This window comes from Spiroplasma endosymbiont of Cantharis nigra (assembly GCF_964019925.1).
In the GTDB taxonomy this organism is placed as follows: Bacteria; Bacillota_I; Bacilli_A; order Mycoplasmatales; family Mycoplasmataceae; genus Spiroplasma_A.
The window spans coordinates 768666-795258 of the sequence record NZ_OZ026470.1; the positions used below are offsets into that span (position 1 = coordinate 768666).

The window sequence follows — 26593 nt, forward strand, 5'->3', positions numbered from 1 at the left end:
TTATCTATCTCCTCTATATCTTCTAGTTTCTATTTTTAATTTATTAATAATATTTTTATAACCCTGAATTTCATCATATCCTTTTTTACTTGACATATATTTCTCAAGATTTGTTTTATTTGACATTATATTCTTATCAAATACAGTTTTATTATAGTTTAAATCAAATTTTGTACCACTAAGTTTTTTACCTAATTTAAGAGTTTGTGCTATATTTTTGTATAAAAATTCTTCTGAAAAATAATTTTTATCAATTAAATAATTAATTTTATTAACATTATTTGTTCCTACAGCTAATTGTAAAAGCCTAGTTGAAGGCATAAATTTAAAATTCTCATCAGAATTAATATCTGCAATTTCAATTATTTTTTGCTTATCTTTTTGTGTATCATATTGTGGATAAGTAAATAAGGTATCTCCAGACACATAACTTATATCTATAAAACTATAGTCATTAAAATCAGATGATCAAGCAGAATGGCCCTCTTCTCATCCATTTAATATATATTTCATATAATGTGGTTCACCTTGCTTATAAAGTGAAGATTGTATATATCCTAATATTCCAGGTTCTGATCTTGTTAAACTAAAAGTACTATCTGAATCTAAAAAGTATTCACCACTTTTTAGATTATTCTTATTTCTAAATTTTTTAAAATTGTTATAGTTCTTATTTTTCTCATTATAAATATCTAGCAAATGAGTCCATGCATAATCAATATGATCATAACTTTCAATATTTTTATAATCAATATCTCTTTCTCAATCTGAGAAAGCCATTCCTAAATAATCTTTATTTGGATCAACTGTTTTTAGTCATTCATTAGTTTTTATAACTTCACCAGAATTTATTTCATCTAAATAATAATATAATTTTATTTCATTAGCTCATTTTGGTTTTTTATTATCTACATGCTTTTTAAATTCTTTAAATCATCAATTCATAAAACCCTGTCCTACACTATAATTTAAAGAACCATTAACATAAAAATATTCCTCTGTTTTTTCATTATAAATGTTAAGAGTTTTATTATCTGTAGTTCAACCAGATTTTGTTGAATTAACAAAACCATGCTTCATTCCAGCATCAGATAAAAGATTTAAATATGTATCAAAAGTATTTCAGTCACTTTCATCAATATAAAGATCATCTTGAATGTCCTCAATATTAATAAATTCTTCCTTAGAATTAATTGTATTAAAATCTCCTTTATATCTTCACGGAGTGAAGTTTAGAGATTTTCTTCTTACTTTTCAAAGATTATGAAACTCTCTTTCATCATCTCAATTATTATTTCAACTATCATCAATTCTCAATTGAAAAGAATCCATTCCAAGTTCTGCAAGTGATTCATACTCATTTTTTCAATATTTATTTCAATTAAAATCAAGATATTCATCAAAAGACAATTTATCTTCAATTCCTATTGGAACTCCTCTATTTTCATTTTCTTTAAAAACACTATTATAATAAGCAGATGTTCATTCAGGAAAATAAAAAATATTATAATCTGCTTCTTTATAATCATCATAATTTATATCAAATAAATTTAAAGTTATTTGATTATTAATAGAGAAATCTTTTTCATTTTCATTTTTACCAGTAATTTTGAAATTAAGTTTTTCAACTGTCTCATTTTTAATCTCATTTGATTTTACAGAAACATTTATTATATAAACTTTATTTTCATAAACATTATTTAAAACTTTTCTATTATTAATTTTTTCTGGAACAAGTAATGTTTGTTGAATACCAAATGGGTTTTTCATACCATTAGTTAATTTATAATCACTGGCATAAATAAATTCATTAAATCCGAATTCTACTTCAAAGTCTTGTTCATTTATTAATTCTTCTAATTCAACTTCTATCGAGTCAAATTTCTCATTAACCACTACCACTATTTGCGCAGTATTAAAATCATTTTCTCAAATATCTATTGAATGCTCATTATTTAAATAATTATATTTTTCTATATCACCATAAAATTCAGCATTTTCCATTGAGTTACTTTCTTCGCTTGGGATATACAAAGCATAATTTTCATAGGCATCTGTAGAAAAAGCATGTAATTTTTCTTTCCCCTTAAAGTTTTCTTTCATTTCATTTGTTAGCTTGAAATCTAAATAGACACTTCTTTCTAAACTAGATTTATTTATAAATATTGCTAATGAAAAAATCATTAAAATGAATTGTAAACAAATAGTTGAAATAAGTAAAATTTTTTTTGTCATAGAACCCCTTTATATTTTAATTCTCAACATTATGATAAATATCTTGAACATCTTCTAATTGATTTAATTTTTCAATTAATTTTTCAAAATTAATTTTTATTGCAGCATCTGTTATTGTAATCATTTCATCTGCTAACATTGTAGTTTCTGCAATATTATAATTATTAATACCAGCAGAATCTAAAGTTTTTTTAACTTGATTAAATGAATTAAAAGGTGCATAAATCACTGTCATATTTTCTTCTTCTACAACATCATTTACTTCACAATCTGTTTCCATTAATAATTCTAATGTTTGTTCAACATTTTTTTGATCAAATGCAAAAATGCTTACCGCTTGAAATGAGTGAGAGACAGCTCCGCTGTTAGCAATCTTACCACCATTCTTATTAAATGCATCTCTTATTTCAGCAATAGCTCTATTAACATTATTTGTTAGTGAATCAACAATTATCATTGAATTCCCTGGTCCATAACCCTCATATCTATTTGAAGTATAATTATCAGCATCTCCACCTTCAGCCTTTTTAATTGCTCTTTGAATTACATCAGCTGGAACTTGCTTTGATTTTGCTTTATCAATAGCACTTCTAAGAGCTAAATTTGAATCCGGATCTTTGCTACCAGCTTTTGCAGCCATATAAATTTCTTTTGAAGCTCTACCATAAATTGCTGATTTCATAGCAGCTGTTTTTTCCATACTTGCTTTTCTAACTTCATGTGCTCTTCCCATATTAAAACTCCTTTGCATTTGAAAACTTTACTTTAAAATTTTACACTAAAATTTTTATTTATTTAGGAAAAGCGTTATATTTATTTTTTATAGTTAGATATATATTAGAATCTTCTTAATTCAATTTAATTACATAATTTAAATTAATTAAAAAAAGTTACAGATATGTAACTTTTCTATTATAAATATTTAATTTTAATAATTATAATTTGTACTTATTTTGGAATAAAATATATCTCCAACTATACCATCATTATAAATAGGTTGTATTCCTAAATATATATAATTTTCTGAGTTTTCATTAAGTTCTCTAATATAGTGACTATTTAAATTATTTTGACCTTGATAATATCATTTTCTACCATCGGTTGAGTAATAAATTTGAAAATAACTTGCACTTGAATTATTTGTTTCTCAATTAAATCTAATATTTATATTATTATTATTTGTTTCTCTTTTAACAATATATTCACTATTTATTTTTGATACTATTGTTTCTTGATTAGAATCAATCTCATCCTTATTAATTTCAAATCCACCAACAGAAAAAATAAAATTATTATTATTCTGTGGATTAATTTTTAATCCAAGTTTAGCAATTCTATTATCTTTATTTATTCCTCGAGCAGATGATAAATCAGCACTAATTTTATATCACCCATCATTACTTTTCTCTTCAATGATTGTATCAATGCTTTTAGGTCCTTCATTTAATTTAGAATCCGTATATGTTATTTGAGTATTATTTAAAATATCTTCTAATTGTGAATTTGAAGACTTACCTATTTTATCTTCATCACTTGCCTTTATATAAAAACTTACCTTATAATTACTTTTACTCAAATTAGTTCCCATTAAATTTCAAAAATAGTCATTATTTGATCATATACCAGGCATAACTTTTCCATCGTTATTAAAGTCATAACCCATTCCTATTGATATAGAGTTACCCTTCATATAAGGATTGTAATAATCATAATATGGCGCTAACTGACCTTTGTTATTTATTTGACTTACAAATTTTTCTCCGTCATTTGTTTTTATTGAGTTTGTATCTGATTTTTTTATTGAACTTCAAAAATCTCATTGGTAAGTAGGATTTGAATCTGCAATTCTGGAGTTAGTTCATGGATTAATTTTGTCATAAATAATTTCATTATTACCATCTCTATTTATAAAATATATTCCTGACCCTGTTGAAAAATAGGTTTTCATAGATGGATCATTTTCAATTTCTTCAGGTTGCTTATCAGAAAACTCACTATAGTTATTATCAATAATTCTATCTGCAACTATTGTTTTTTCTAAAAAACTATTACCTATTCCATAACTCTTATTGTACTTACCATTATTATTTAAAATAAAGTTACTTTTATAAGCTTCATTTCAATTTTTGTCCTCTGAATTAAAAGAATCAAATTTAATTCTTGGATCAGACATATAAATAGCTTCAATATTTTGTTGTCCTTGCCCAATCATCATATCGTATCCTTCAGCATCATTTTCTAAATAACCATTTTTACCAGTCATTTGATAAGTGGAATAGAGATTTGATATTTCTTGTTGCATTATTAAATACTTATATAGATCCTTTTCTTTCCAAATATTTTTTGCTTTTAAAAAGTTTTTAAAGGACTTTGAATATTCATTTGCTCCACCAGATCCAAATATTGAAAAAGAATTATTAGGTTCATTATCATATTCATTTAAATTATTTTTATTAAATATTTGATTTCTATAATCATAGGCTCCAACACTAGGAATAGTAATACTTTCATTTAATAATGTATAAGCATTTTTTCTAGCTTCATTATTACCATTGTGTTCTGAACTTATATATTGATTAAGATTAGGAGTTGAAATACCAAAATCTAGTTGTATAGCACTAGCACTTCTAGAGGCATCAACTGTCTTTTTAGAATTTGGTCGAGATGAAACTTTATCATATTCTAAACTTCCATCATTTGTATAATAAACAATTGATAATCTTCTTCCAATTTTATCTTCTATTTTTTTTGCTTCCCTATTAAACTGCTCCATTATTTTATTTATTTCTGAATTTTTAATAACATACCCATCGCCTTGAGATCCATTTGCTTCATTATTTATTATTCAACCATCAAAATTAAATTTTATACATTGTTGAATTAAAATATCTACCATTTTATAATTGCCATTTGAATCAATCTCTAGAATACTTTTTAGAGATTCTCTAGTTAAATCTTCTCAACCAGACATATATCAAAGACCTAATACTGGAACACCATTTTTGTGCATATATTCACTATAATCTGCAAATGATGGAGTTAATCAACCTTTATTTGTTATTGCTGGTCAAGTATACATTTGATGCATATAACTTAAATTTGTTAGGTTACCACCAAATGGATTTTTTGTTCCTAAAATAGAACTTGATGAACTTGAAGGAGCATGAAACATATTGAAAAAACTACTTTTTTGTTGATTTTTTACAGTGCTTTTTGCAACATAATTTCTACCTCTTAACTTTTCTTTTGATATATTATATTTTAAATCCATATCTTTACCATCATTTCAAGTGGGAAGTGAATTAATATAATTAAATTTTCTAGACCTAGATTGAATTCCAAAATCTAATCACTTATTTCCATTTGGTCTATATGATTTTATTATTGGTGAACCTGTAGCTCCTTGTTTTTTTATAAAATTTGCTCCTTTATATGATGTAGCATAATTGTCATAGTCAAAAATTTTATCAACTACACCATTTGAGGAATCAGTTTTTTTAAAAAGTGAATCATTAAAATCAATTCCATTTTTATCAAATTGATCATAAAATCAATTATAACCATCTCCATCTTCTGTTTCTCCTGTACTTCAATTAAACTCAGGTAATCCTTCAATATAATTTCTTGTTGTTATATCTCCGATGTTACAAGATACAGCGCTTAAAGAAGCTCCTGAAATAATAAAACCTACTAATAGTAATTCAATTATTTTTTTCATATTTTTTTATAACCTCCTTGCTTAATATTAATAAGCAGTGTAAAAAAAGAAATTCATAGCAATGACATAACATAAGTAATTGGCAATATGATATTTGCTTTATTCGTTAAAAATGTAAATGGAATTTCTAATTTTGGATTTACTATTGTTTGTAATATATTAATTTTATACATTGTTATGTTAGTAATTGAAGATAAAAATAATCATTGAAAGGATTTTATTGGCATCAAGTATCCAAATAAGTTTAATACAATAGCTGCCCTATTATTCGTTATTAAATTTATATCAATTAAGCAATCTCCTAGTAATAAAAATACTATTATTATTATTAAATTTATTGATTGAATAATAATTAAATTTTTAAACAGCATCGACATTAAATAACAAATGGCAAGTAGACATAACATATATAAGAATGAAGTAATTAACGAATTCAAAATACAAAAAAATAAATTAAAGTATTCTCATACATTATTATTAATGAAAAATATTTTTTGCATTGAAATAAATAAATATTGAAAATTTTTAAAATACAAAAAGCTATCGATAATATTTGCAATAATTAAACAAAAAAATAAAGATAAAAAAGTGATTAATAAGGTACAAATTAATATTGAAAAATATATTTTAAACTTATTTATTGCAAATATTTTAGCTTGTTTAACAAGAATACTTTGCTCTCAATTTGAAATCAATAAGGAGAAAGTAAATAAAGAAAAAGTAAAAGGTATTATAAATAAATTAAAAATCTGTCCACTACTTTCAATATAGTCTTTATTACCAAAAGATGTTTTAATTAAATATGCACTAATAAATATAAAAGTTGGTATTAATATTGCTAATACATATACTTTAAAGTTTTTAAATATAGTTTTAAAAACATAGTTAAAAGTTGACCGAAATGATATATTGGATTTTAAAGAATTAAACATATTTTACCTACTTTCATTTAAATAACTTAATTGATAGATACGTTAAGATTGATACTAAAATTAGAGAAATGACTACTAAAATATATATATTAGTAATAAATGTGTAACTATGATCATCAGAAATAATTTGTTTTATTCCACCTCTAAAATCAACAAAGGTAAATGAAGCTGTAATTAGTAAAATTCAAACCATATACTTTGTTATTGAAATATAACCTAAGAAAGTTATAAATCAGCTCCTAGTAGAAATAAACGAAGGTATAATAACGTCAGACATAATTAAATAAAAAATAATAATTAAAATTGGAACTACTGCTTGAATATTTTTTGAATTAAATAGATTCATAATTATAACACAAGAAGAAAAAACAGTTATTTGAATTAAAATTGAGACAAAAATAAATCAAACCCAATTTCATCAAAATAAGTTTCCTAAATAATTAAAACTTATTTTAAGCTGAACTTTAGAAATTAAATAGACAATTAATATATTTAAAAGTTCTGCAGCAAAAGTAAAACATGTAGAACAAATTATAATCGATAAAATAATATCATATGGCTTAGTACCTATAAATTTAAGTCTTTTAATTAAAGATGTTTCCTTTCATGAAAACAGCATACTAGAGAAATAAGCTCCAGTAACAAAAGAAGGAATCAGAAATAAAGAAGTCATCTGAGGTGGTAATAATTCAAATGTATTTGAATAATTTGTATAGCCTATAAAACAAATAATAGTAATTATTAATGAAGAAGCAAATATTATTATTCAAGCTCTTTCATTTCTTAAACTTAATGATGTTATTATTGATATTGTTCTTTTGAAATTACTAATTCCTATTTTAAAATTACTATTATTTCTCATCATCAATTTCCTCATAATATTTTTCTAAAAAATATCTAATTGATCCATATTCTTTAATAATTTTTTTTACACTTTCATCCCTATAAATTTCACCTTTATTTAAAACTATTATCCTATTACATATTTTTTCAATTTCTTCAGGTATATGAGATATTACTATTAAAGTAATATCTTCTTTTTTTCTTAAATTATCAAAAAAATTAACTAGTTTGATTTGCATTTTTAAGTCAAGACCTGTTATTAATTCATCTAAAATTAATATTTTTGGTTTTTTAATTATTGATATCATAGAGTTAAAGCGTTGTTGTTGACCACCAGATAAGTCACTTAATCTTTTAGTTAAAATATCTTCAACCTCAAATATATTAATTAACTCTTTTATATATTCGTCTTTATTTCATTTTTTTGAAATTAACAAATTAAGTAAATCTACCCCTCTTGTATTAAATGGTCAATCTCCTTTTTGAAATTGTATTCCAATACTCTCTTTAATTTTGTTATCAATTTCTTTATTTTCACTTATAAAATTTACTTTACCTTCTGTTGGTTCACTTATTCCAGATATTATTTCTATAAGAGTAGTTTTACCACTACCATTTGCTCCTAAAATACCAATTGCTTCTCCTTTTGCAATTTCAAAATTTAGGTTTTTTAAAACTCATTTATTTTTTTCGAATTTTTTTGATAAATTTTCTATTTTAATCATTTTTATACCTCTAACTCATTTCACTATTTGCAAAAAGCAATAAGTTTCACGTTCTTTGTGTAAAATCCTTAAGCTGAGTATTAAATTCTATTCAAGGATTAAACGGTAGTTCCTCTCTGTTTGAGTAGTTATTTGAAGTTTCTTCAATTTTATCAACAATAACTTTATCCTCATTTCCTTCTTCTGCTTTAATAAATTCAACTCAGTTATTTTGATCATAACTAATATAAATGTATCTATTATCTGATTTTCCTAAATCAAATAAAAAGATTCTTAAATCATAAAATGAGTTATATTTATAGGCATAGTAAAGTAAAGACCCTGGACTATCTTGTCTATATTCTTTTCCCTTATTATTAAAAACATTATCTATTCCTTCTAATGGTGCTGCTTTTTTTTGATACATTTCAGATTTTGGATCAATGAAATTAATATAATTTAAGGCAATCTCTGCATATATTTTTATTAAATTACTTGCAATATAACACTGTAAATTTTCATTATTAGAATGATATTGATTTCAATCTCACAGTTTGAATTGAATAAAACTATCAACTTTATTATCCTGGATACTAATATTTAATTCTTTTCTTCTATAATATGGATCAAATACATTTAAAGTTTCTTCTTCACCATTATTAATTTTCTTTTTTGCAAGAAAATTTAATTTAACTACCTGACCAATATCATTTTCATTAACTTCCTCATTTGTTTTAAAAAAAATATTATCCGTATTATTTAAATTCACTAAGTTAAAATACTCATTTCCTGATTCATCTATAAAAGAATCCTCTTGATTTATATTAATTATATCTAATATTTTTTTATCACTTATTGAACTTTGATTAACATATAATTTAAATCCACTTTCCTCTAAAGCACTAAAATTAGATATTTCATATCTTTCAATTTCATGCAAGGGAGATGCAGATGGGCTATTATGTCCCATTACTTGTAAACCTAAATAAATTGCATCAACACGTTTACTTTTTATTCTTATTGGTTTTTTTTGCATTAAGTCAACACTAATTTCATCAACATTACCATTTTTAATTCTCTTTGCTTCATTTTCAAGCTCAACTTTATATTTTCAATCATAAGCAGCTGAGTAAGTTTGAGAAGAGTTTACAAGATTTTCTCAACTTGACCTATATTTTGGTTCTAAAGGAATATCTTTAAAATTTAATAAATTATCAAGTGCACCTGATCTACCCTCCTCTTTATTTTTGATTGTAGTGGTAATCAAAAATAAGGAAGAATATAATGGTAATACTGTTAATGCTGAGATTGCAAATATTAAAAAAATTTTGCTTTTAAAATTAATGATTCCCGATTTCATTTTTTTAACCTCTTTTATAACTTTTAAAATTATAGACAAAAAAAAAAAAAAAACAATTCCCTATAACAGTATTTTTCATATCCGCATAATTTTAGCTACTTATAAATTTATTTAATAGCTATTTTAAATATTAAAAAAGAAAACTCAAAATTAAGTTTTCTTTTCAATTTATATAGAATATTTAGAAAGTCCTTTAATAAAAATATTTATATTTATTAAATACAACCTTTATATTGGAAGATTATACAAGTTTTATTTTACTAATTTTGGATCTATAGAATAAATTTTATTCATAATAAAGTCCATTTTTGTTTCTAAATTGTCTGTTTCCGCATCTACTACCAAAAAATCAAACATATGTTTTCTTCTTTCAAAGAAATCATCATATTTTTTATTTAATGTTTCTCAATATTGTTTTGGAGTATTAAGTTCTTGACTTCTTCCTCTCTCTTTAATTCTTTGGATTGCTTTGTTGGTTGAAACTTTTAAATAAATTACCAAATCAAATGTTGCTCTATGCGCCAAATTTGGAATAACAACATGCTCATAAAAATCAGTGTAAGTTTTATAATCAATATCATTCATTGTTTTTAATTCATGATTAACTGCAACAAAAATTGGGTCTTCCAAAATTGTTCTATCAAAAATTACATTTTCCAAAGATTTTGCTGCAATTAATTGTTGACTTCTTGCAGTAAGCATATATATTTGCATTTTAAATACATTAGCTTCCATATCTTTATAATAATCATCAAAGTATGGATTATTATCAATTGGTTCTGGAAATATTTCATAACCTAGTCTTTTTGAAATCTCTTCACTAATAGTTGATTTACCTGCACCAACTGTTCCAAAAATAGCTATTCTCATTTATTTACCCCTCTTAATTTTCAATGAATTATAAATTCCATAAAACTGCTTAATTTCATGTGATTTTAGTTCTCTAAATTTACCAATTGGTAAATCATCAATTGTTAAAAACTCTATTTGAGTTCTTTTTAATTTTCTCAAATAGATATCTGCTGCAACTAACATTTTTTTTACGTGATGTTTTCTTCCCTCTGCAATTGTTAATTCAATAACAGATTCATCATACTCTTCATCATATTTAAGTAATCTTGCTTGAATTGCTTTTGTTTTGTAATCATCATCTATAATTACACCATCTACCAATTTTTTAATTTGATACTTATGAACCTTTCCTTTACATAATGCCTGATATGTTTTTCTAAATTCATATTTCGGATGCATTACAAAGTTTGCAAATTCTCCATCATTTGTCATGATTAAAGCTCCCGATACATCATAGTCAAGTCTTCCTACTGGATATACTCTTAATTTTGAATCTTTAAAAAATTCTGCTACAGTTTTCCTGTCTTTTGGATCGTGCATTGTTGTTAATACTAATCTAGGTTTGTTAAACAAATAATAAACCTTTTCTTTATTCTCATCCAGATTTTTATTATTAATATCAATTTTTACATTTGTATCAAATTTTGAACCCATTTCTCTAATAACAGTTCCATTAACTTTTACTCTACCTTGTTCAATTAATCTTTCTGCTTGTCTTCTTGAACAATAACCTCTAGTGGCTATTATTTTTTGTAATCTTTCTTCCATTATGAACCTCTATTAAAAATGTCTTTTTCTTCTTCTATTGCTTCTTTTAGTTTTGGCAACTCATCTAAGCTATTTAAATTAAAATATTTTAAAAAATCATCTGTTATTTTATATAACATTGGCTTACCAACATCTTGAGATTTTCCAGCTTCTTGAATTAAATTTCTCAATTTTAATTTATAAAAAATTGTTTCACAATTTACACCTCTAATATCTTCAACATTAGCTCTTGAAATTGGTCCTTTATAGGCAACTATAGAGAGAGTTTCAATACTTGCTGTTGAAAGTTTTGATTCGGTTTTCACATTTGCTAGTTTTGTATAATATTCAGCATTTTCTTTTTTTGTAATTAGTCTAAATTTATTTTTTGCAAATTTTTGAATGTTTAGGCCACACGATTCATCACTCTTATATTTATCAACCAACTTATCTATTATTTTTTCAATCTCATTTGTACTACCTTCATTTAATATAAATTGCAGATCTTCAATTGTTGTTCCCTCATCGCCACTTACAAATAATAAACCTTCAACTATTGCTATCTTTTTATTCTTATCCATAATTTTCTCCTCTTAATAATCTAATTCAAATACTTTACAATAACTGCATCTCCATTTTGAGAAAGCGTTATAAATTTCTTAGCTGCTAAATCTAAGACAGCCAAGAAAGTCGCTACCATCATTCTAATTGAGAATTCTTTTAATTCAATTAACCTTTCCAAATCAATTTCATCAATATTATTATTTTTTAGAAATTCCTTAATTTCTTCTGCTACTTCTTCAGGAGAAACATCAGTTCTATTAATTGTATTAACTTCCATTCTTTGGAATTTATTCTTCTCAATTGCTTTTAAGAATATATTTGAGAATTTTTCTATATCAATATTATTTTGAGCTAAAGGTAATTCGTCATCATCAATTTTAGCTATTTTTATTATACTTTTTGTTTTACTAAAAGTCTTTAAAAAATCTTCTTGTTTAGTTTTAAAGAAATTTGTTACTTCTTTAATTTTGTGATATTCCATTAATCTGCGTATTAAATCATCTCGTTCTTGATCTTCATAATTTGAATCAACTTCAACTTCTTCTTTTGGAATTAATAGTTTTGATTTCAATTCTATAAGGTATGCAGCCATAACCAAATATTCACTTGCAATTTCAATATCTAGTAACTCATATTCTTTAATATAGCTTATATATTGTGAAGAAAGTTCAATTAAATTAATGTCCATAATATTCATTTCTTTTTCTTTTATTAAATGAAGTAATAAGTCTAGTGGTCCATTAAAATTATTTAGTTGTATTTCATTTCATTTATTCATAATGTACCTCTTAAATTAAACTATTTTTCTACTCTTAAGGAATCTAATGTTTCTTTGATTTGCTCGTTTGATTGTAAGTATTTATTTAACGCTAGCATTATTCTACCAATTATTATGAATAATAACTCTAATGAAAAGCAAATATTATATTTATATGCTGGATCAACAAAATCATGTTCAATCGAATTTCTTAACCTTCTAATATAATGTCAAGCCTTAGAATAAGTTACTTTTTCAATAATATCTGATAGTTGTTGGAAATCAAAAGCACTCTTTGATAAAAAAGAAATATTTGGTAAAAAATCATTCGAAAATCTTAATGACTCACTAGAGTATTTTGTAGGTTCTTTTTTACAATACTTATCATTTAAATGTTTTGCAATATAAGTTAATTTATCAAATATTGTGTAAAGATATTTAAAACTTTCATTTTGCTGATGAAATTCAACTGAACTTACACTATACAATTCTTTAAAATTTTTTAGTGCTTCATATTCTTTTGATTTTTCTAAGAAATATTTAAAGATACTTTTTATTTCTACAAAAATTGAAAAATTGAAAGTACTTTCTTCACTACAAATTGTTTTTTCAATTGATTTTTTTACATTGCTTGTATAATTATGAACATTTTCAGTAGTTAATTTAATTCCACTTGTTTTTTTAAAAGTAATATCTAGATATCTGGCACTATTATCACAATATTCAACTAATTTTTCAATAATTGCATCATTTTTGAAAAAAGTCTCATCAATGTAGTTTTGAATAATATCACTATATTTATCAAACTCTATTAAAGATTCATATTCTTTAGAGGCAAGTGTTTTATTAATTTCAACTATATCTCTTAATGTAGTTTTTTCGGACATAATTTTTACCCCTTACTATATTAATTATACATAAAAAAAATTTATAACCCCATTATGTGTACTAAAATTTAGCTTATAAAAGAGTGTATAATATTTGAGTAAAGAAAAGACAATTTGGAGAAATTTATGATAAATAGAATTAATACACGAAAAGTTATGGTTGGCAATATTGAAATTGGAGGAAATAACAATGTTGTTATTCAATCAATGACAACATCAAAAACACACAATGTTAAGGAAACTCTAGAACAAATAAATTCACTTTATAAAGAGGGATGTCAAATTGTTCGTGTTGCAGTATTAGGTATTGATGATGCTAATGCACTTAAACAAATTGTAGATAACTCCCCTGTCCCTATAGTTGCAGATATACATTTTAATTATAAATTTGCCTTAATTGCAGCAGATGCTGGTTGTGCTAAAATAAGAATAAATCCAGGAAATATTGGAATTGAAGAAAATACAATTGCAGTTGTTGAAAAATGCAAAGAGAGAAAAATACCAATAAGAATTGGAGTAAATTCAGGTAGTTTACCAAAAAAAATGGTTGCTCAATATGGTTGAACAGCAAAAGCAATGGTTGAATCTCTTAGAGAGCATATTGAGATATTAGAAAAGTATAATTTTAAAGATATTATTTACTCTTTAAAGGCAACCGATCCTTTAATGGCAATTGAAGCCTATGAACTTGCTAGTGAAAATTGAGATTATCCTGCACATTTAGGAATTACCGAAGCTGGTAGTTTATTAAATGGAGCAATTAAATCTAGTTTTGGTTTGGGTTATCTTCTTAAAAGAGGAATTGGAAGTACTATAAGAATTAGTTTAAGTGAAGACCCTGTTGAAGAAATTAAAGTGGCAAAAAGATTATTAAATTCACTTGGTCTATTTGAAAATATGGTTGAGGTAATTGCTTGTCCAACTTGTGGAAGATTAGAATTTGCTCTAAGAGACGTTGTTAAGGAAGTTGAGGAATTTGTAGAAGAACTTCAATTTCCTTTAAAAGTAGCAATACTTGGTTGTGTTGTAAATGGGCCAGGTGAAGCGAGTCAAGCAGATATTGGAATAGCAGGTGGAAATAAAGGTGGTATTATTTTTAAAAAGGGAAAAATTTTTAAAACTGTTCAACAAGATATGTTAGTTCCAGAATTAAAAGAATTAATATTAGAATATTATGAGGAATGAAAAAAGATGCAATAGCATCTTTTTTAAAATTCAATTTGTAATAAAAAATTCTTCTCTTGATTAGGTTCTAAATTTAAAACTTCAGGCTTATCTTTTAACTCCTTAGATATTTTATTTTTCATATCAGGTAATCCATTTCAATGTTCAATACAAATAAAATCACAATCATTATTTTCTCTTCATAATACTAAATCTTTGAAATCTTTAGTTTTTATTTTAAATTCTATTTCTCCATTATTTAAAATAATATCTTCATGATAATAATTATCAGTTATATATGATTTACTATTATTAAAATCTAAACCTTTATGTGTAAATTCTTTAATTTCAATATTCTTATTTAAGTTAACAATAAGTCCCTTTTCAAATTTATCTGAAAATAAGATTGGCTTATCAAATTTTAAATTTGCTTTATTGAAAAATTTAAAACCAGGATGATGTCCAAGTGAGAAAAACATAGTTTCATTCTCTAGATTTTTTACAATTATGTTTAAAAAGAAATTATTCTCTATTAAATATAATTCAATTATAATTTTAAATTTAAATGGGTATATATGATAAAAATCATTATTTGAAATATATTCTATAATCACCCTACTTTTGCTCTGCTCAGTAATTTTTCAGTTTCTTATTTCTCTAAAAAATCCATGTCTTTCGAGTTTTAAAGGTTTACCGTTATGTTCTAAATTACCATTTAAATTCCCACAAATGGGAAATAAAATTGGTCAATTTTTCTTTCATTCTGAACTCTTTTGATATATTATTTCCACATTAGATTTCTTAACACTTTTTATTTCAAAAGGATTAATTTCAAAAATAACTTCAATTTCATCATTAAAAATTTTATTCATAATCTTGATTAATATCCTCCTCTATAGCTTTTAAGTTCAATTTTGTTTTTGTTTTTGCTATAACTCTTTTTTTAATTAACATTTTTAAATTTTTTGTAGCCGAATTGTACTTATTATAGTCTGCAAATATTTTATTACTCATAAAATAAAATATTAATATTGAAACAAGCACAATCACACAAGCAATTGAGATTATTAATGTTGAGAAATTATCAAAGGTTCTTAAAAGTTTTTCAATTTCTTCACTTGTTGAAGTCTCTCTAAAAATAAACAATTGATCTAAATTAGAAAAGTTTTTAAAAATACCTACTTTTAAACTAGATAAACTATTTTGTGTCACTTCAACAATGAAATATCCAAGAAACATTGAACTGCCAAAAAAACCTGTAATGGGGTTTTTTTTAGCTCTATAATTTCAAAATACACAAGCTGAAAATAATGAGTAAATAATTTGATTAAAACAAATTCCAGTAAGTATATTTAATAATATAAATATAAATGGATTAGAAATAAATGCCATTATTGTATATGCTGAAAATAAAACAAATAGATTAATATAGATTAAATATTTTTGTTCTATTATTTTTCTTAAAACTTTATAACTTAATATTGAAGCTAAGATCGTTGGAATTAAATAAATAAATTCATTAATTCTTAATCAGGTCAAAACATTCTCGTCATTTAGATTTAAATTAGTTAAATTTAAAGCAATATATAACTTTATAAATAATGAGTTATTTATTGCACTAGTCAAAGTTAATAGAAAAGCCAATGTGTAAATAATAAAAAAAGTAAAATTATTCTTCTTAGGTAAATGTTCTAAAACTTCATTATCAAATACTTGAACTAGGTTTTTGTTTTCCTTAATTATAAAACTAAGTACAAAACCCGTAATTAACATCGATATTAATAATACATTAAATACTATTGTACTTGCATTGCTATTAGCAACCATATTTACATTATTAAAATAAATTCCTAAAGAAGATGAAAAAGAAATAAATATAAATGTAATTCAAACTGAGGGCATAATATATATTCTAAAAAAGCTTTGCTCATTTAAAAATAGAGTAAATAATGTTGAACTTGCTAAACAAAATGAAAGTATAATTGATACAATGATTAACATTCATAATGGTAAATTTAGAAAACTTATTAAAGTTAAAACTAACATTAGTAAAACATTACTTATTTGAATTCAAATTTTTCTATTTTGTATAATTCCTGTAGTAAAAGTTGCAATTGGTTTTAAAATAATTAAAAATAAAAAAGTTGAAAAAACACTAGCTAAAATAAAATTTGTGGAACTAATATTTTGTTGTAAACTTATCTGATTTTTTATTTCAATGCTTGCATAACCAGCTGCTACTCAAAATAAAATAATTTGAATTAATCATAGATAAGTAGTCTTTTGCAATTTCTCTTTTTTGCACAAAAATACCATTGAAATGGCGCAAATTATAAAAAGTATTGGAAATAGAATCATTATATCTCAGTGTTTCATTTTGCACCTCAAATTATATTTTATTACAAATTAAAACTAAAAGGTCATTTAAATGACCTTTTAGTGTGAAATTTTTTGATGATTTTGTTCCTTTTTAGAAACTACTGGGCTGATTTGTTGCTGATTAATTTTTTTAATATCTTTTTTGATTTTTTTAAGTTCATTATGAACTTTAATTAAATAGACACTTGATTCATTATTATAATTTTGAATTGAGTCAATTATTTCAACCCTGTTCTCAAGTTGAAAATTATAAAATGCAATCTTTTTATATTGTTTATCACTAATTATTATCAAATAGAAAACTAAGTAAATTAAGAAAATTAATGTTATTGATATAAATGCTGTCATAAAAATAACATCTATTGCATTATTAAAATTGAAAGTAAATATTACACTTAGATTTAATGTTTTATTTTGAACTCAGTAAACTGAACTTTTTATAAATAGTCCAATTATCGGCGTAATTACCATAGCTAATAATAAAATTACTAATCATAAGCTCATTATTCTAAATTTTTTATAAATTTTAGAATTTTTTAAGGCATCTTGATTAAAATTTCTGTTAACTCCAAATAAAGTATTTGTATTATCAACATTATTTCTATATTTTTCATTTAAACTATCTTGAAAATTTTGTTGCTTATTGAAGTTTTCAAACAATCTTCTAGTATTCAAAGGTCCAGTTTCCAAAGTATCAAAGTGCTTTTCATCAAACTCCTTATTTAAGTTATTTGAAAACTTATTAAGCTCAATTTCTTTTTCAATTACTTCCTTATCTAATGACTCAGTAAAGTCATTTTTAAATAAGTTTAAATTATTGTTACTTTCAACTTGATTAATTTCTTTAATTAAATCAGAATTCAGTTCTTTTAATAAAAGAGAATTTCTTTCATTTAAAGGATTAGATTTTAATTCTTTTATTAAATAATTTTTAAATTTATCATTTTGATTAAAATTTGATTCATCAAGTGATACATTTTCTTTTAATTTTCTCTTTTCATACTCAATTTCATGCTTTTTAAAATCTTTAATTTCTTGTATTCTATTAATTTCAGATTGTTTTTTTTCTTGTTGTAATTTTCTTGTAGGAATTATTTCAGTAGTTTTAGTAGCTACTTCCCCAACCAATTTCAAATCGCTAAATGTCTCACTTATTGGTGAAAGATTTTCTAATGAAGATTTTCTTCTTGGTGTCAAGTGAACTTTTGTTTCAGGAGTTTGAAAATTTTCAACTAATGTAGATGATGTGTTAGATTTTTCAAATATATTTACTGTTTCATGATTTTCAAAATCATCATTTTCAAAATTATCAAAAATAACATCATCTAATGTAAAAGTATTTTCTCCAGTTAAATCAAACAAACTAATATCTTCAGTTTCCTGTGTTATACCAATTTCTGAAAATAAAGATTCAATATAACTAGTATCAGTAATTTGATTTTCAGTTACCTCTTTTTGTACTTCTTTTCTTGGTCTTAACTCAATTTGTTGAACTTCTTGAGAATTAACTGTTACTATTTGTTGATCTATTAGGTTTTTTAATTTCAAAAATTTAATGAAACTAGAATTAATCTGTCTTTCAATTATTTCTAGTATTACATAATTTTGACGATTATATGATACAACCATCCCTATACTAAATCCCATAAGATACACCTCTAATATTTAGTATATATATAAATAAATGTTTTACAACCTTGCTTGAGTGACTTTTATAAGGTATCTTTTAAGTTGAATTGAGGTCAACTATTAGATAAAAAAATAAAAAAAGCATAAGCTTTCTAATAAATACTAAATTTTCATTAAATCATTTTCTTTATCTTTTGCCATTTTATCAAGCATATCAATAAATTTATCAGTGTGTTTTTGAATTTGATTTTCCAAATCTTTTTTTACATCTTCTGGAGATGAACTATCTTTTTTAATTTTATCATTTGCATCTCTTCTTGCATTTCTAATTCTAACTTTAAAACTCTCAAGTTCTTTTAGCATTTTTTTAACTAGGTCTTTTCTAATTTCTTCAGTTAGTGCTGGTATATTAATTCTTACTAAATCAGCTTCTGCAATTGGATTTAATCCCAAATCAGCCTTATTTATTCCTGCCACAACTGCAGCTACCTGACCTTTATCATAAGGTTTAATAACTAACTGTTGAGGTTCAGGAGAAGATACTTGTGAAGTTTGATTTAATGGTGTTGGAGTTCCATAGAAATCAACCATAACACTATTTAGCATATTTGAGTTAGCTCTACCTGTTCTAATTTTTAATAAGTATTCTTTAAAACTTTCTATTGTCTCTTCCATACTCATTTCAGTGATATCAATTATTTCATGTGACATTTTAAAAATCCTCTCTTATTTATTTAATTACAGTGCTTTCTAATTCACCATGTGCAATTTTGATAATGTTGTCTGCACCATTCATATCAAAGACAACAATTTCCAATTTGCCATCTCTTGATAATGCTGCAGCCGTTGAGTCCATAACTTGTAAGTTTCCTGCAACTAAATCATTATGTGTTAATTTTTTTAAAAATTTTGCTTGAGAATTAGTATTTGGATCAGAATCATAAACTCCTTTAGTTCCATTTTTAGCCATTAATAAAGCGTCCGCTTTAATTTCAATTGCTCTAATACTTGCTCCAGTATCTGTTGTGAAGTAACTATATCCAGTTCCTCCAGCAAATATTGTTACATAACCTTCATCAAGTTTTTCTCTTGCATTTCTATAGTTATATGAACTTGTTACAGTTTTAATTTCCAAAGATGAATAAACTTTGACTTTATCAAATCCTAATTTTCTTAATGTAGCTTCAAATGCCAACGCATTCATAATTGTTGCTAACATTCCCATATAATCTGCTTCAATTCTAAATAATTCAAGAGTATCTGCTAATTTTCCTCTTCAAATATTTCCCCCACCAATTACAATTCCAATTTGCAAACCTTGCTTAGTTAATTCAATTACTTGCTTTGCAACAGCATCTAGTCTTTCCTTATCATAAATGTCTCCATTTCCTTTTAAGGCTTCTCCAGATATTTTCAATAGAACTCTTTTAAATTTTAGTGCCATACTTACCTCGCTAGATAGATTATAACAAAAACCCATATTTTTTTGATAAAAATATGGGTTTTTTACAATTTAATATTTATATTATTAAATCTGTTTATTATCAACAACTTCCTTTTTTGTTTGCTTTTCTTGTAAATAGAATTTTAAAAAACCTATTGGAACAATTAAAATAACTAACAATATAACTAAAATCGGTTTTCAAATATCAGCCCTTTTTGTTGCACTTAACATTAACATCATTGAGCCTCCAAGTGTTAATAGACAAGTTAAATATGCAAAAGTAACAAATATTCAAAATAGTCAATTTTTATAAATTTTCTTATAAGTAGGTTCTTTTAATCTTAAGTAGATTACATTAGTTGTCATTAATATTTTTAATGCGCTTACTGCTAATGAAAAATATGCTAATAATTCAACAATTTGATTAAAAATTATATACAATATAGCACAGCCAATTAAAAGTAACATAGCCATATATGGTTGATTTGATCATTTAGAAGTTTTTAAAAATGGCTTAGATAAATCTTTTTCTTCTGCCATTTTATATATCAATCTTGTTTGATATAACAAAAATGCATTAATTGAACCAATAAATAATAAAATTGCTAAAACATTAAAAGTTATTTTTGATCAATAAGGTAATTTAGAAAAAGCCAATAATCCTTGATTACCATTTGCCATTTCATCACCTGATGAGGCTAAAGATAACAAAGCAATCCCATATATTAAATAAATTGTAATAACAATTATCACACCACAAATAATTACTCTTGGTGTAGTTTTTTCTGCATTTTTAATTTCTCCTGCTACATAAGTTGGTACTTCTGTACCCGAATATGAAAACATAGTCATTGTAATTGCTGGAATTAATAAAGATGATGAAATATATGCTTGACCTAAACCTTGATTCATTTCCTTATTACTTAAAAGCCCATTAGTTGAACCATAAACTAAAGCTAATATCATTACAAATAATATAGGTAATGCTTTAATTACTAAAAAAATTATTTGACTTACTTGACTACTATTTTTTAAAAATATTTGAGTTCCCCCAATTAATAATAAAATTAAAATTGATATAGTCTTTAATAAGTAAATATTATCAGCTTTTGCCATACTCATAATAATTGTAGATAAAGCTAAGCAACTACTTGCTATTGCAGTTGCTGATACAAATAATGTTAAAACTCAGCCAAATCAAAAACTCATAACTTTTCAATTTGCTTTTCTTAATCAACTATAAGTAGTTCCATTTTCTTGAAAAGAAATTGCAGGTTCTACCATTAAAAATGTTTCAGGAAGAATTATTATTCCCCCAATAATTCAAGCTAATATCATAAGCAATGGATTATTACCAACCATCATAAAAACTTGATTAAAAGTAACAAGTAAACTTGAACCAATTGTTGCTGTTAATGTCAAAGCTAACACAGTTCAAAAACCCATTTTCTTATTTTTCATTTTTTATTCTCTCGCTTTCCTTTGAAAACTCTAAAGTTCTATTTATGTACTCTTCATTATAATCTACAATTACATTTACATGTTCAGAACCCTCTGGTGTTCATAATATACTTCTTTTATTTTTTTCTAAAGAGATTTTTTTATTATACATATCTAAACTCATTTCATAAGGAATAAATGTATCACCAATAGCATGTATAAAAAATATTGGTACATCCTTATTAAATTTCATATTTTTAATTAAATTGTAACTATTTTGATTAGTTTTTGTAATTTTACTAAACTTCTTAGTATAATTTAAACCATTAAATCATCAAGCTTTTTTAAAAAAATTATTTTGAATATAATAACGATATTGATATTTAATTTTATTAAAACCACAATCAGCAACTACTCAACTTATTTCATTTTTAAAAAGACCTTTTTGAGAATACAGAATAGAAGTTGAAGCGCCCATGCTATTACCAATTAAACCAATATTTTTAACATTATTGTTAATTTTCAAATCACTTATAATTTCATCTAGCATTTCAATACTTGAATAACCAATATCAGTATATTTGCCATAGCTCTCTCCATGTGCAAATGCATCAAAAGATAAAATATTATATCCCTTTTTAAAATAGTGGTAAACAAGTCTTAAAGCTAAATATTTATCTTCAGTTCAACCATGTAAAGCAATTACTCAATTATTGCTTTTCTTATTTATAGCTTTAATATAACTTATATCTCCTTTTTTGGTTTTCAACTTATACTCTTTAATATCATTTTTTTTAAATGATTCCTCTTTTAAACTCATTTTTTTTAAATCTCAATAGTGATAATCTAAACAATTCAATTTACTTGTAATATTTGGATACTGACCAATATTCCTCTCTTTTTCAGATCTTGGATATGTATAACAAAAATCCTTATATATTTTAAAATCCCTTTTTGATTTTATTAAAATTAAAGGAATTAAAATAATTGTAAGTAAAATTCTTGAAAAATTATACTTATATTTTTTTATATTTTTAGACATAAACTATTCCTCTCAAGAATTTCATTTTAATTCCTACAAAAAAATTTTAAAAGATATATTGGATATTTTTTCACTTTTATAAAAAATGAAAATTTTTTTTATATTAAAAAACCTACTCAGTATATTCTTCTTGAGTTAAGTTTCTATTATAAAAGAATCTATCCTTTACAGTTCAAAGTGACTCACATATTGAGGGAATGCAAATTATTAAAAGTATATAATCAAAAATTGTATTTATGGAATTATAAATAAATGAGTAACCGATATTATTTGCTCAATTGAATTCCTTATTTATTACTTCAATTTTATTTGGATTTAATCAGTATACAACTCCCGAAGTAACTCTTGAGAAATATAAAAATATAATTGGTATAGAAATAAAGGCAAATCATACTCCAATTTTAGTAATCATTTTATTTGTTTTTACATTTGGTGTGAAAAAACCAGCTGTAAAAATTAATAGAGTTGGTAATCAATAATCAAAGAAAAATTGTCAAAACTGTAAATATGCTCCTGGTAAAAGTATTGATAAAGTTGCTGCTAAGAAACATAAAGTAATTGAAGCAGATATTGACAAGATAAAAGCTCCAAAAAAAAGTGGTATATACTTAAATGTCAATGTAATATAAAAAGGCATTGGTGGTATTAATCCTGTTACAAAACCTATTGAAAAATATAAAGCTAATAATAGTGAAATTGAAGTTATATCAAATATTGTTCATCTTTTCATTTTTATTTTTTTAAATTTAAAGTCTTGTTTACTTAAATAGTAAATTAAAGTCTCTAAATTTAAAGTAATAAAAGCTAAGGCCATTATATTTTTTTTATTAAAATTATCCTTATCTAGGATAATATTAAGAATTAGTGAAAAATTTATTAAAGTAAATAAAACAAAAAATAAGGAAAAACAAAAAGAGATTGTTATTATTTTTCCAAGTAATAGACTACCGTTTTGATCTCCTGCCTCAATAATTGTAATAATTGCTCAAATCACTAATCCTAAGCAAATTAATATTCTTATTGTAGATAAAGTTATTGATAATTTTATAATTTTTTTATTCATGAAGTTCCTCCATGAAAAAAGCAGAATTTTTATTCTAAAGGTCTTCCTACGCTAGTATTAACTAGATCAGGTTCTAAGAGTGTTTCTCAAACTTATTTAAAAGTTACCTCTGCCTTTTTCATACTTATTTTATATTAAATAAAATAAAAACACATATTAAAATGTGTTTTTATCTATTAATTTTATTTCTCTAAATCTGTCTTAGATTTTGCAACTGTCTTTTTGGCAGTTGATTCAGCTTTAGCAACTGTTTTTTCGGCAGTCTTTTCAGCTTTTTCAACTGTCTTTTCAGCTTTTTCAACTGTTTTTTCAGCAGTTTTTTCGGCCTTTTCAACTGTTTTTTTGGCAGTTGATTCTGCTTTAGCAACTGTTTTTTCAGCTTTTTCAATTGTCTTTTCGGCTTCTATTTCTACTTTTTCATTTGGTGCTTTCACATCTTTTTTAGAAATTTCTAAAGCTTCAGCTCTAATTTTAGCCACTTGTTCTTTAAAATAAGTAACCTCATCTCCCTTTTCTGGATTAACTCCTGTTTTTGATGCATTCTCTAAAAAATAAATTCCTAGAGCTGTTTTTTTACTAAATTTTATTTTTTTAATTGTTCTTCTACCTTCTAAGTAGTTAACATAAACAGCACTTTTTTCATCATCTTCAATTATTTTTTGAATTTTTGATAATTTAATTGATTCTCCCAATGTAACAATTTTTTCATCATCAATATAAAATCATAGTTGATTTGAAAAAAATAAAACCATTGAAAACCAAATTGCCGATGTTACAAATGATATTACAATACAAACAATAAACAATGACATAGTTAAGCTTTTTAAATCTATAAAATAAAATACCAATGACATTACTGCTGCTACAATTGATAAAATTTGTAAACCTATCATAATTCCAACTAATAATTTATTAGCAAATTTAACTTCAGATTTATTTGTTTTAAATAACCCTGTTAAATATCATGAATAGACTGATGATAATGGTGCTACAGTTAAAAGGACAATTGAAAGAATTAATAAATTACTTGCTTGTAAAGATAATAAATTATTAACCATATTAATTACCTGCCAACTGTGCTGCAACTTCAGCTGCAAAATCTGTTGTTACTTTTTCAATTCCTTCTCCAACTTCAAATCTAAACATTTGTTTTAAAGTTGCGCCTTTTGATTTTACAAAGTTTCCTACTGTTTGTTTTTCATCCATTACAAAACCTTGATCCAATAAAGTTATTTCAGCAATCTTTTTATTTAGTTTTCCTTTTAAAATATTTTCAGCAACATTTTCAGGTTTACCAGTTAAATCAGTAGTTTCCTTAATAATGTGCATTTCTTGATCTTTAAATTCCTGAGGCACATCAGTTTGTGATAAATATTTTGGAGACATAGCTGCAACATGCATACAAACATTATATGCATCTTCACTTGAAATGTTTCCATCAAAATTTAGTAATACAGATATTCTTTTATTTGCATGATTATATATTGCTAAATTTTTTCCTTCAACTGCAGCAATTCTTCTTAATTCAATTTTCTCACCAATTGTTGCTGTTGCTTCAACACAAGCTTCACTAATATTTTGCCCTGATGCCAATTTAACATTTAAAGCTTCTTGTAAATTTGTAGCTTTTGATTTTAATAAAGCATTACTAATATTTTCAATTAATGCCATAAACTTATCATTTTTAGAAACAAAATCAGTTTCTGAGTTTACTTCAAAAATAATTGCTCTTTTACCATCAGTTTTTGCAAATGAAACTCCTTCAGCTGCTACTCTATCAGCTTTTTTAGCTGCTTTTGCTAAACCATTTTCTCTTAATCAAACTACTGCTTCTTCAATGTTACCGTTTGTAGCTTCTAAAGCTTTTTTACAGTCCATCATTCCAGCAGAAGTCATTTCTCTTAATTCTTTAATTAATTGTGGTGTAACTGCCATTTTAATCTCTCCTATTTAGTTTCTTCTTTATTTACAACAGGTTTTTTAGGTGCAGCTGATCTTTCACCCATTGAATCATTATTTCTTGGTGTATATGGTCTTTGACCTTCTCCATATTGTTTCTCTTCTTTTTTCTGAGCAACAATTTTTAAACTACTTGGTTGCATTTTAATACCTGCTGCGTCAGCATAAACGTCAACTATAAAATTAATAATAATATTTACTGATTCTTGAATATCGTCATTTGCAGGAATTACAAAATCAACCATATCTGGATCAACATTTGTATCACAAATAGCAATAACTGGAATTCTTAACTTTCTTGCTTCTTTAACAGCAATTTCATCAGTTTTAGGATCAACTACAAACATCGCTGCAGGTAGTTTATGCATTTGCTTAATTCCACCTAAAGTTTTTTCTAATTTAGCTTTTTCTTTTCTAATTAAAATTTGCTCTTTTTTAGGTCTTAAGTTAATTTTTCCTGTTTTTTCTTCATTTTCAATATCTCATAAAGTTTTAATTCTTAATGAAATTGTTTTCATATTTGTTAATGTTCCACCCAATCATCTTGAGTTTACAAAGAAATTCCCACTTCTTAGTGCTGCTTCTTTTACTGCATTTTTGGCACTTCTTTTTGTACCAACAAAAATTATTTTCTCTTTTTTTTGTCCAATTAAAGTAACGTATCTTTTAACGTCTTCTAATCTTCAAATAGTTTGTTGTAAATCAATAATATGATTTTTATTTTTTGCTCCATAAATATATGGTTTCATTTTTGGATTTCAACGCTTAGTTTGGTGTCCAAATTGAGCTCCAGCATCTCATAACTGTTCTCTTGTTAAATCTTTTGCCATGTTTTAAGGTCCTTTCAAGTTTTTATTCGTTAATCTTCCATAAT

General features: G+C 24.6%; 25 protein-coding genes and 1 riboswitch. Of the genes, 3 read left to right on the plus strand and 22 right to left on the minus strand.

Annotation, left to right across the window (positions count from 1 at the left end):
* From AACL04_RS03285 to AACL04_RS03295, 3 genes are all read right to left on the minus strand, one after another.
* Positions 1 to 2235: a hypothetical protein gene (locus AACL04_RS03285; RefSeq protein WP_339029527.1), complete on the minus strand. Its 2235-nt coding sequence runs from the start codon at positions 2233 to 2235 to the stop codon at positions 1 to 3.
* Positions 2236 to 2251: 16 nt separating this feature from the next.
* Positions 2252 to 2968, minus strand: coding sequence for a YebC/PmpR family DNA-binding transcriptional regulator (locus AACL04_RS03290; protein WP_339029528.1), 717 nt, complete (start codon positions 2966 to 2968; stop codon positions 2252 to 2254).
* 195 nt (positions 2969 to 3163) lie between these two features.
* The gene (locus AACL04_RS03295) at positions 3164 to 5953 is read right to left on the minus strand and encodes an endo-beta-N-acetylglucosaminidase (protein WP_339029529.1); all 2790 of its coding nucleotides are present in this window, start codon (positions 5951 to 5953) and stop codon (positions 3164 to 3166) included.
* Positions 5954 to 6040: 87 nt separating this feature from the next.
* Here AACL04_RS03295 and AACL04_RS03300 point away from each other — a divergent pair, with 87 nt between their 5' ends.
* Entirely contained in the window at positions 6041 to 6337 is a 297-nt protein-coding gene (locus AACL04_RS03300) for a hypothetical protein (protein WP_339029531.1), read from the plus strand.
* A 3-nt stretch (positions 6338 to 6340) separates the two neighbouring features.
* Positions 6341 to 6724 carry a hypothetical protein gene (locus tag AACL04_RS03305; protein ID WP_339029533.1) on the plus strand — a complete coding sequence of 128 codons (384 nt, stop codon included), beginning with the start codon at positions 6341 to 6343 and terminating at the stop codon, positions 6722 to 6724.
* 168 nt (positions 6725 to 6892) lie between these two features.
* Here the strand turns inward: AACL04_RS03305 and AACL04_RS03310 are convergent, their stop codons facing one another.
* The 8 genes from AACL04_RS03310 to AACL04_RS03345 all read right to left on the minus strand — a co-directional run bounded on the left by AACL04_RS03310 (position 6893) and on the right by AACL04_RS03345 (position 13599).
* Complete coding sequence (locus AACL04_RS03310) at positions 6893 to 7750, minus strand: hypothetical protein (RefSeq protein ID WP_339029535.1); 858 nt, start codon at positions 7748 to 7750, stop codon at positions 6893 to 6895.
* Entirely contained in the window at positions 7737 to 8453 is a 717-nt protein-coding gene (locus AACL04_RS03315) for an ABC transporter ATP-binding protein (protein WP_339029537.1), read from the minus strand. The genes AACL04_RS03310 and AACL04_RS03315 overlap by 14 nt, the downstream gene beginning before the upstream one ends.
* Positions 8454 to 8463: 10 nt before the next feature.
* Positions 8464 to 9792, minus strand: a complete 1329-nt coding sequence (locus AACL04_RS03320; protein WP_339029538.1) for a hypothetical protein — start codon at positions 9790 to 9792, stop codon at positions 8464 to 8466.
* 252 nt (positions 9793 to 10044) lie between these two features.
* The gene (locus AACL04_RS03325) at positions 10045 to 10662 is read right to left on the minus strand and encodes a deoxynucleoside kinase (protein ID WP_339029539.1); all 618 of its coding nucleotides are present in this window, start codon (positions 10660 to 10662) and stop codon (positions 10045 to 10047) included.
* The gene (locus tag AACL04_RS03330; protein WP_422397909.1) at positions 10663 to 11415 is read right to left on the minus strand and encodes a pseudouridine synthase; all 753 of its coding nucleotides are present in this window, start codon (positions 11413 to 11415) and stop codon (positions 10663 to 10665) included. It lies immediately after the preceding gene.
* Complete coding sequence (gene scpB, locus AACL04_RS03335) at positions 11412 to 11972, minus strand: SMC-Scp complex subunit ScpB (RefSeq protein WP_339029543.1); 561 nt, start codon at positions 11970 to 11972, stop codon at positions 11412 to 11414. The genes AACL04_RS03330 and scpB overlap by 4 nt, the downstream gene beginning before the upstream one ends.
* A 20-nt stretch (positions 11973 to 11992) precedes the next feature.
* Complete coding sequence (locus tag AACL04_RS03340; RefSeq protein ID WP_339029545.1) at positions 11993 to 12733, minus strand: segregation and condensation protein A; 741 nt, start codon at positions 12731 to 12733, stop codon at positions 11993 to 11995.
* A gap of 20 nt (positions 12734 to 12753) precedes the next feature.
* Positions 12754 to 13599: a hypothetical protein gene (locus tag AACL04_RS03345; protein WP_339029547.1), complete on the minus strand. Its 846-nt coding sequence runs from the start codon at positions 13597 to 13599 to the stop codon at positions 12754 to 12756.
* 126 nt (positions 13600 to 13725) lie between these two features.
* Here AACL04_RS03345 and ispG point away from each other — a divergent pair, with 126 nt between their 5' ends.
* Positions 13726 to 14799 (plus strand): flavodoxin-dependent (E)-4-hydroxy-3-methylbut-2-enyl-diphosphate synthase, encoded by a 1074-nt coding sequence (gene ispG, locus AACL04_RS03350; protein WP_339029549.1) that lies wholly within the window; start codon positions 13726 to 13728, stop codon positions 14797 to 14799.
* A gap of 8 nt (positions 14800 to 14807) precedes the next feature.
* Here the strand turns inward: ispG and AACL04_RS03355 are convergent, their stop codons facing one another.
* The 11 genes from AACL04_RS03355 to rpsB all read right to left on the minus strand — a co-directional run bounded on the left by AACL04_RS03355 (position 14808) and on the right by rpsB (position 26549).
* Positions 14808 to 15635, minus strand: a complete 828-nt coding sequence (locus AACL04_RS03355) for a hypothetical protein (protein ID WP_339029551.1) — start codon at positions 15633 to 15635, stop codon at positions 14808 to 14810.
* Positions 15628 to 17079, minus strand: coding sequence for a hypothetical protein (locus AACL04_RS03360; RefSeq protein ID WP_339029553.1), 1452 nt, complete (start codon positions 17077 to 17079; stop codon positions 15628 to 15630). Before AACL04_RS03360 ends, AACL04_RS03355 begins: the two co-directional genes overlap by 8 nt.
* Before the next feature lie 120 nt (positions 17080 to 17199).
* Complete coding sequence (locus tag AACL04_RS03365; RefSeq protein ID WP_339029555.1) at positions 17200 to 18789, minus strand: hypothetical protein; 1590 nt, start codon at positions 18787 to 18789, stop codon at positions 17200 to 17202.
* A 144-nt stretch (positions 18790 to 18933) separates the two neighbouring features.
* A complete protein-coding gene (gene frr, locus AACL04_RS03370; RefSeq protein ID WP_339029556.1) occupies positions 18934 to 19482 on the minus strand; it encodes a ribosome recycling factor in 549 nt (182 codons plus the stop codon).
* Positions 19483 to 19501: 19 nt separating this feature from the next.
* The gene (pyrH, locus tag AACL04_RS03375; protein ID WP_339029557.1) at positions 19502 to 20215 is read right to left on the minus strand and encodes a UMP kinase; all 714 of its coding nucleotides are present in this window, start codon (positions 20213 to 20215) and stop codon (positions 19502 to 19504) included.
* 84 nt (positions 20216 to 20299) lie between these two features.
* Entirely contained in the window at positions 20300 to 21676 is a 1377-nt protein-coding gene (locus tag AACL04_RS03380) for an amino acid permease (RefSeq protein ID WP_339029559.1), read from the minus strand.
* On the minus strand, positions 21666 to 22697 hold the full coding sequence (locus AACL04_RS03385) for an alpha/beta hydrolase (protein ID WP_339029561.1): 1032 nt from the start codon (positions 22695 to 22697) through the stop codon (positions 21666 to 21668). Before AACL04_RS03385 ends, AACL04_RS03380 begins: the two co-directional genes overlap by 11 nt.
* A 112-nt stretch (positions 22698 to 22809) precedes the next feature.
* Positions 22810 to 23760: an energy-coupled thiamine transporter ThiT gene (locus AACL04_RS03390; RefSeq protein ID WP_339029563.1), complete on the minus strand. Its 951-nt coding sequence runs from the start codon at positions 23758 to 23760 to the stop codon at positions 22810 to 22812.
* Between the two features lie 25 nt (positions 23761 to 23785).
* Positions 23786 to 23881, minus strand: a riboswitch (TPP riboswitch).
* Positions 23882 to 23942: 61 nt separating this feature from the next.
* On the minus strand, positions 23943 to 24818 hold the full coding sequence (locus AACL04_RS03395; protein WP_339029565.1) for a hypothetical protein: 876 nt from the start codon (positions 24816 to 24818) through the stop codon (positions 23943 to 23945).
* Between the two features lies 1 nt (position 24819).
* Positions 24820 to 25695: a translation elongation factor Ts gene (gene tsf, locus AACL04_RS03400; protein ID WP_339029566.1), complete on the minus strand. Its 876-nt coding sequence runs from the start codon at positions 25693 to 25695 to the stop codon at positions 24820 to 24822.
* 11 nt (positions 25696 to 25706) lie between these two features.
* On the minus strand, positions 25707 to 26549 hold the full coding sequence (rpsB, locus tag AACL04_RS03405) for a 30S ribosomal protein S2 (RefSeq protein ID WP_339029567.1): 843 nt from the start codon (positions 26547 to 26549) through the stop codon (positions 25707 to 25709).
* Positions 26550 to 26593 lie beyond the last annotated feature (44 nt).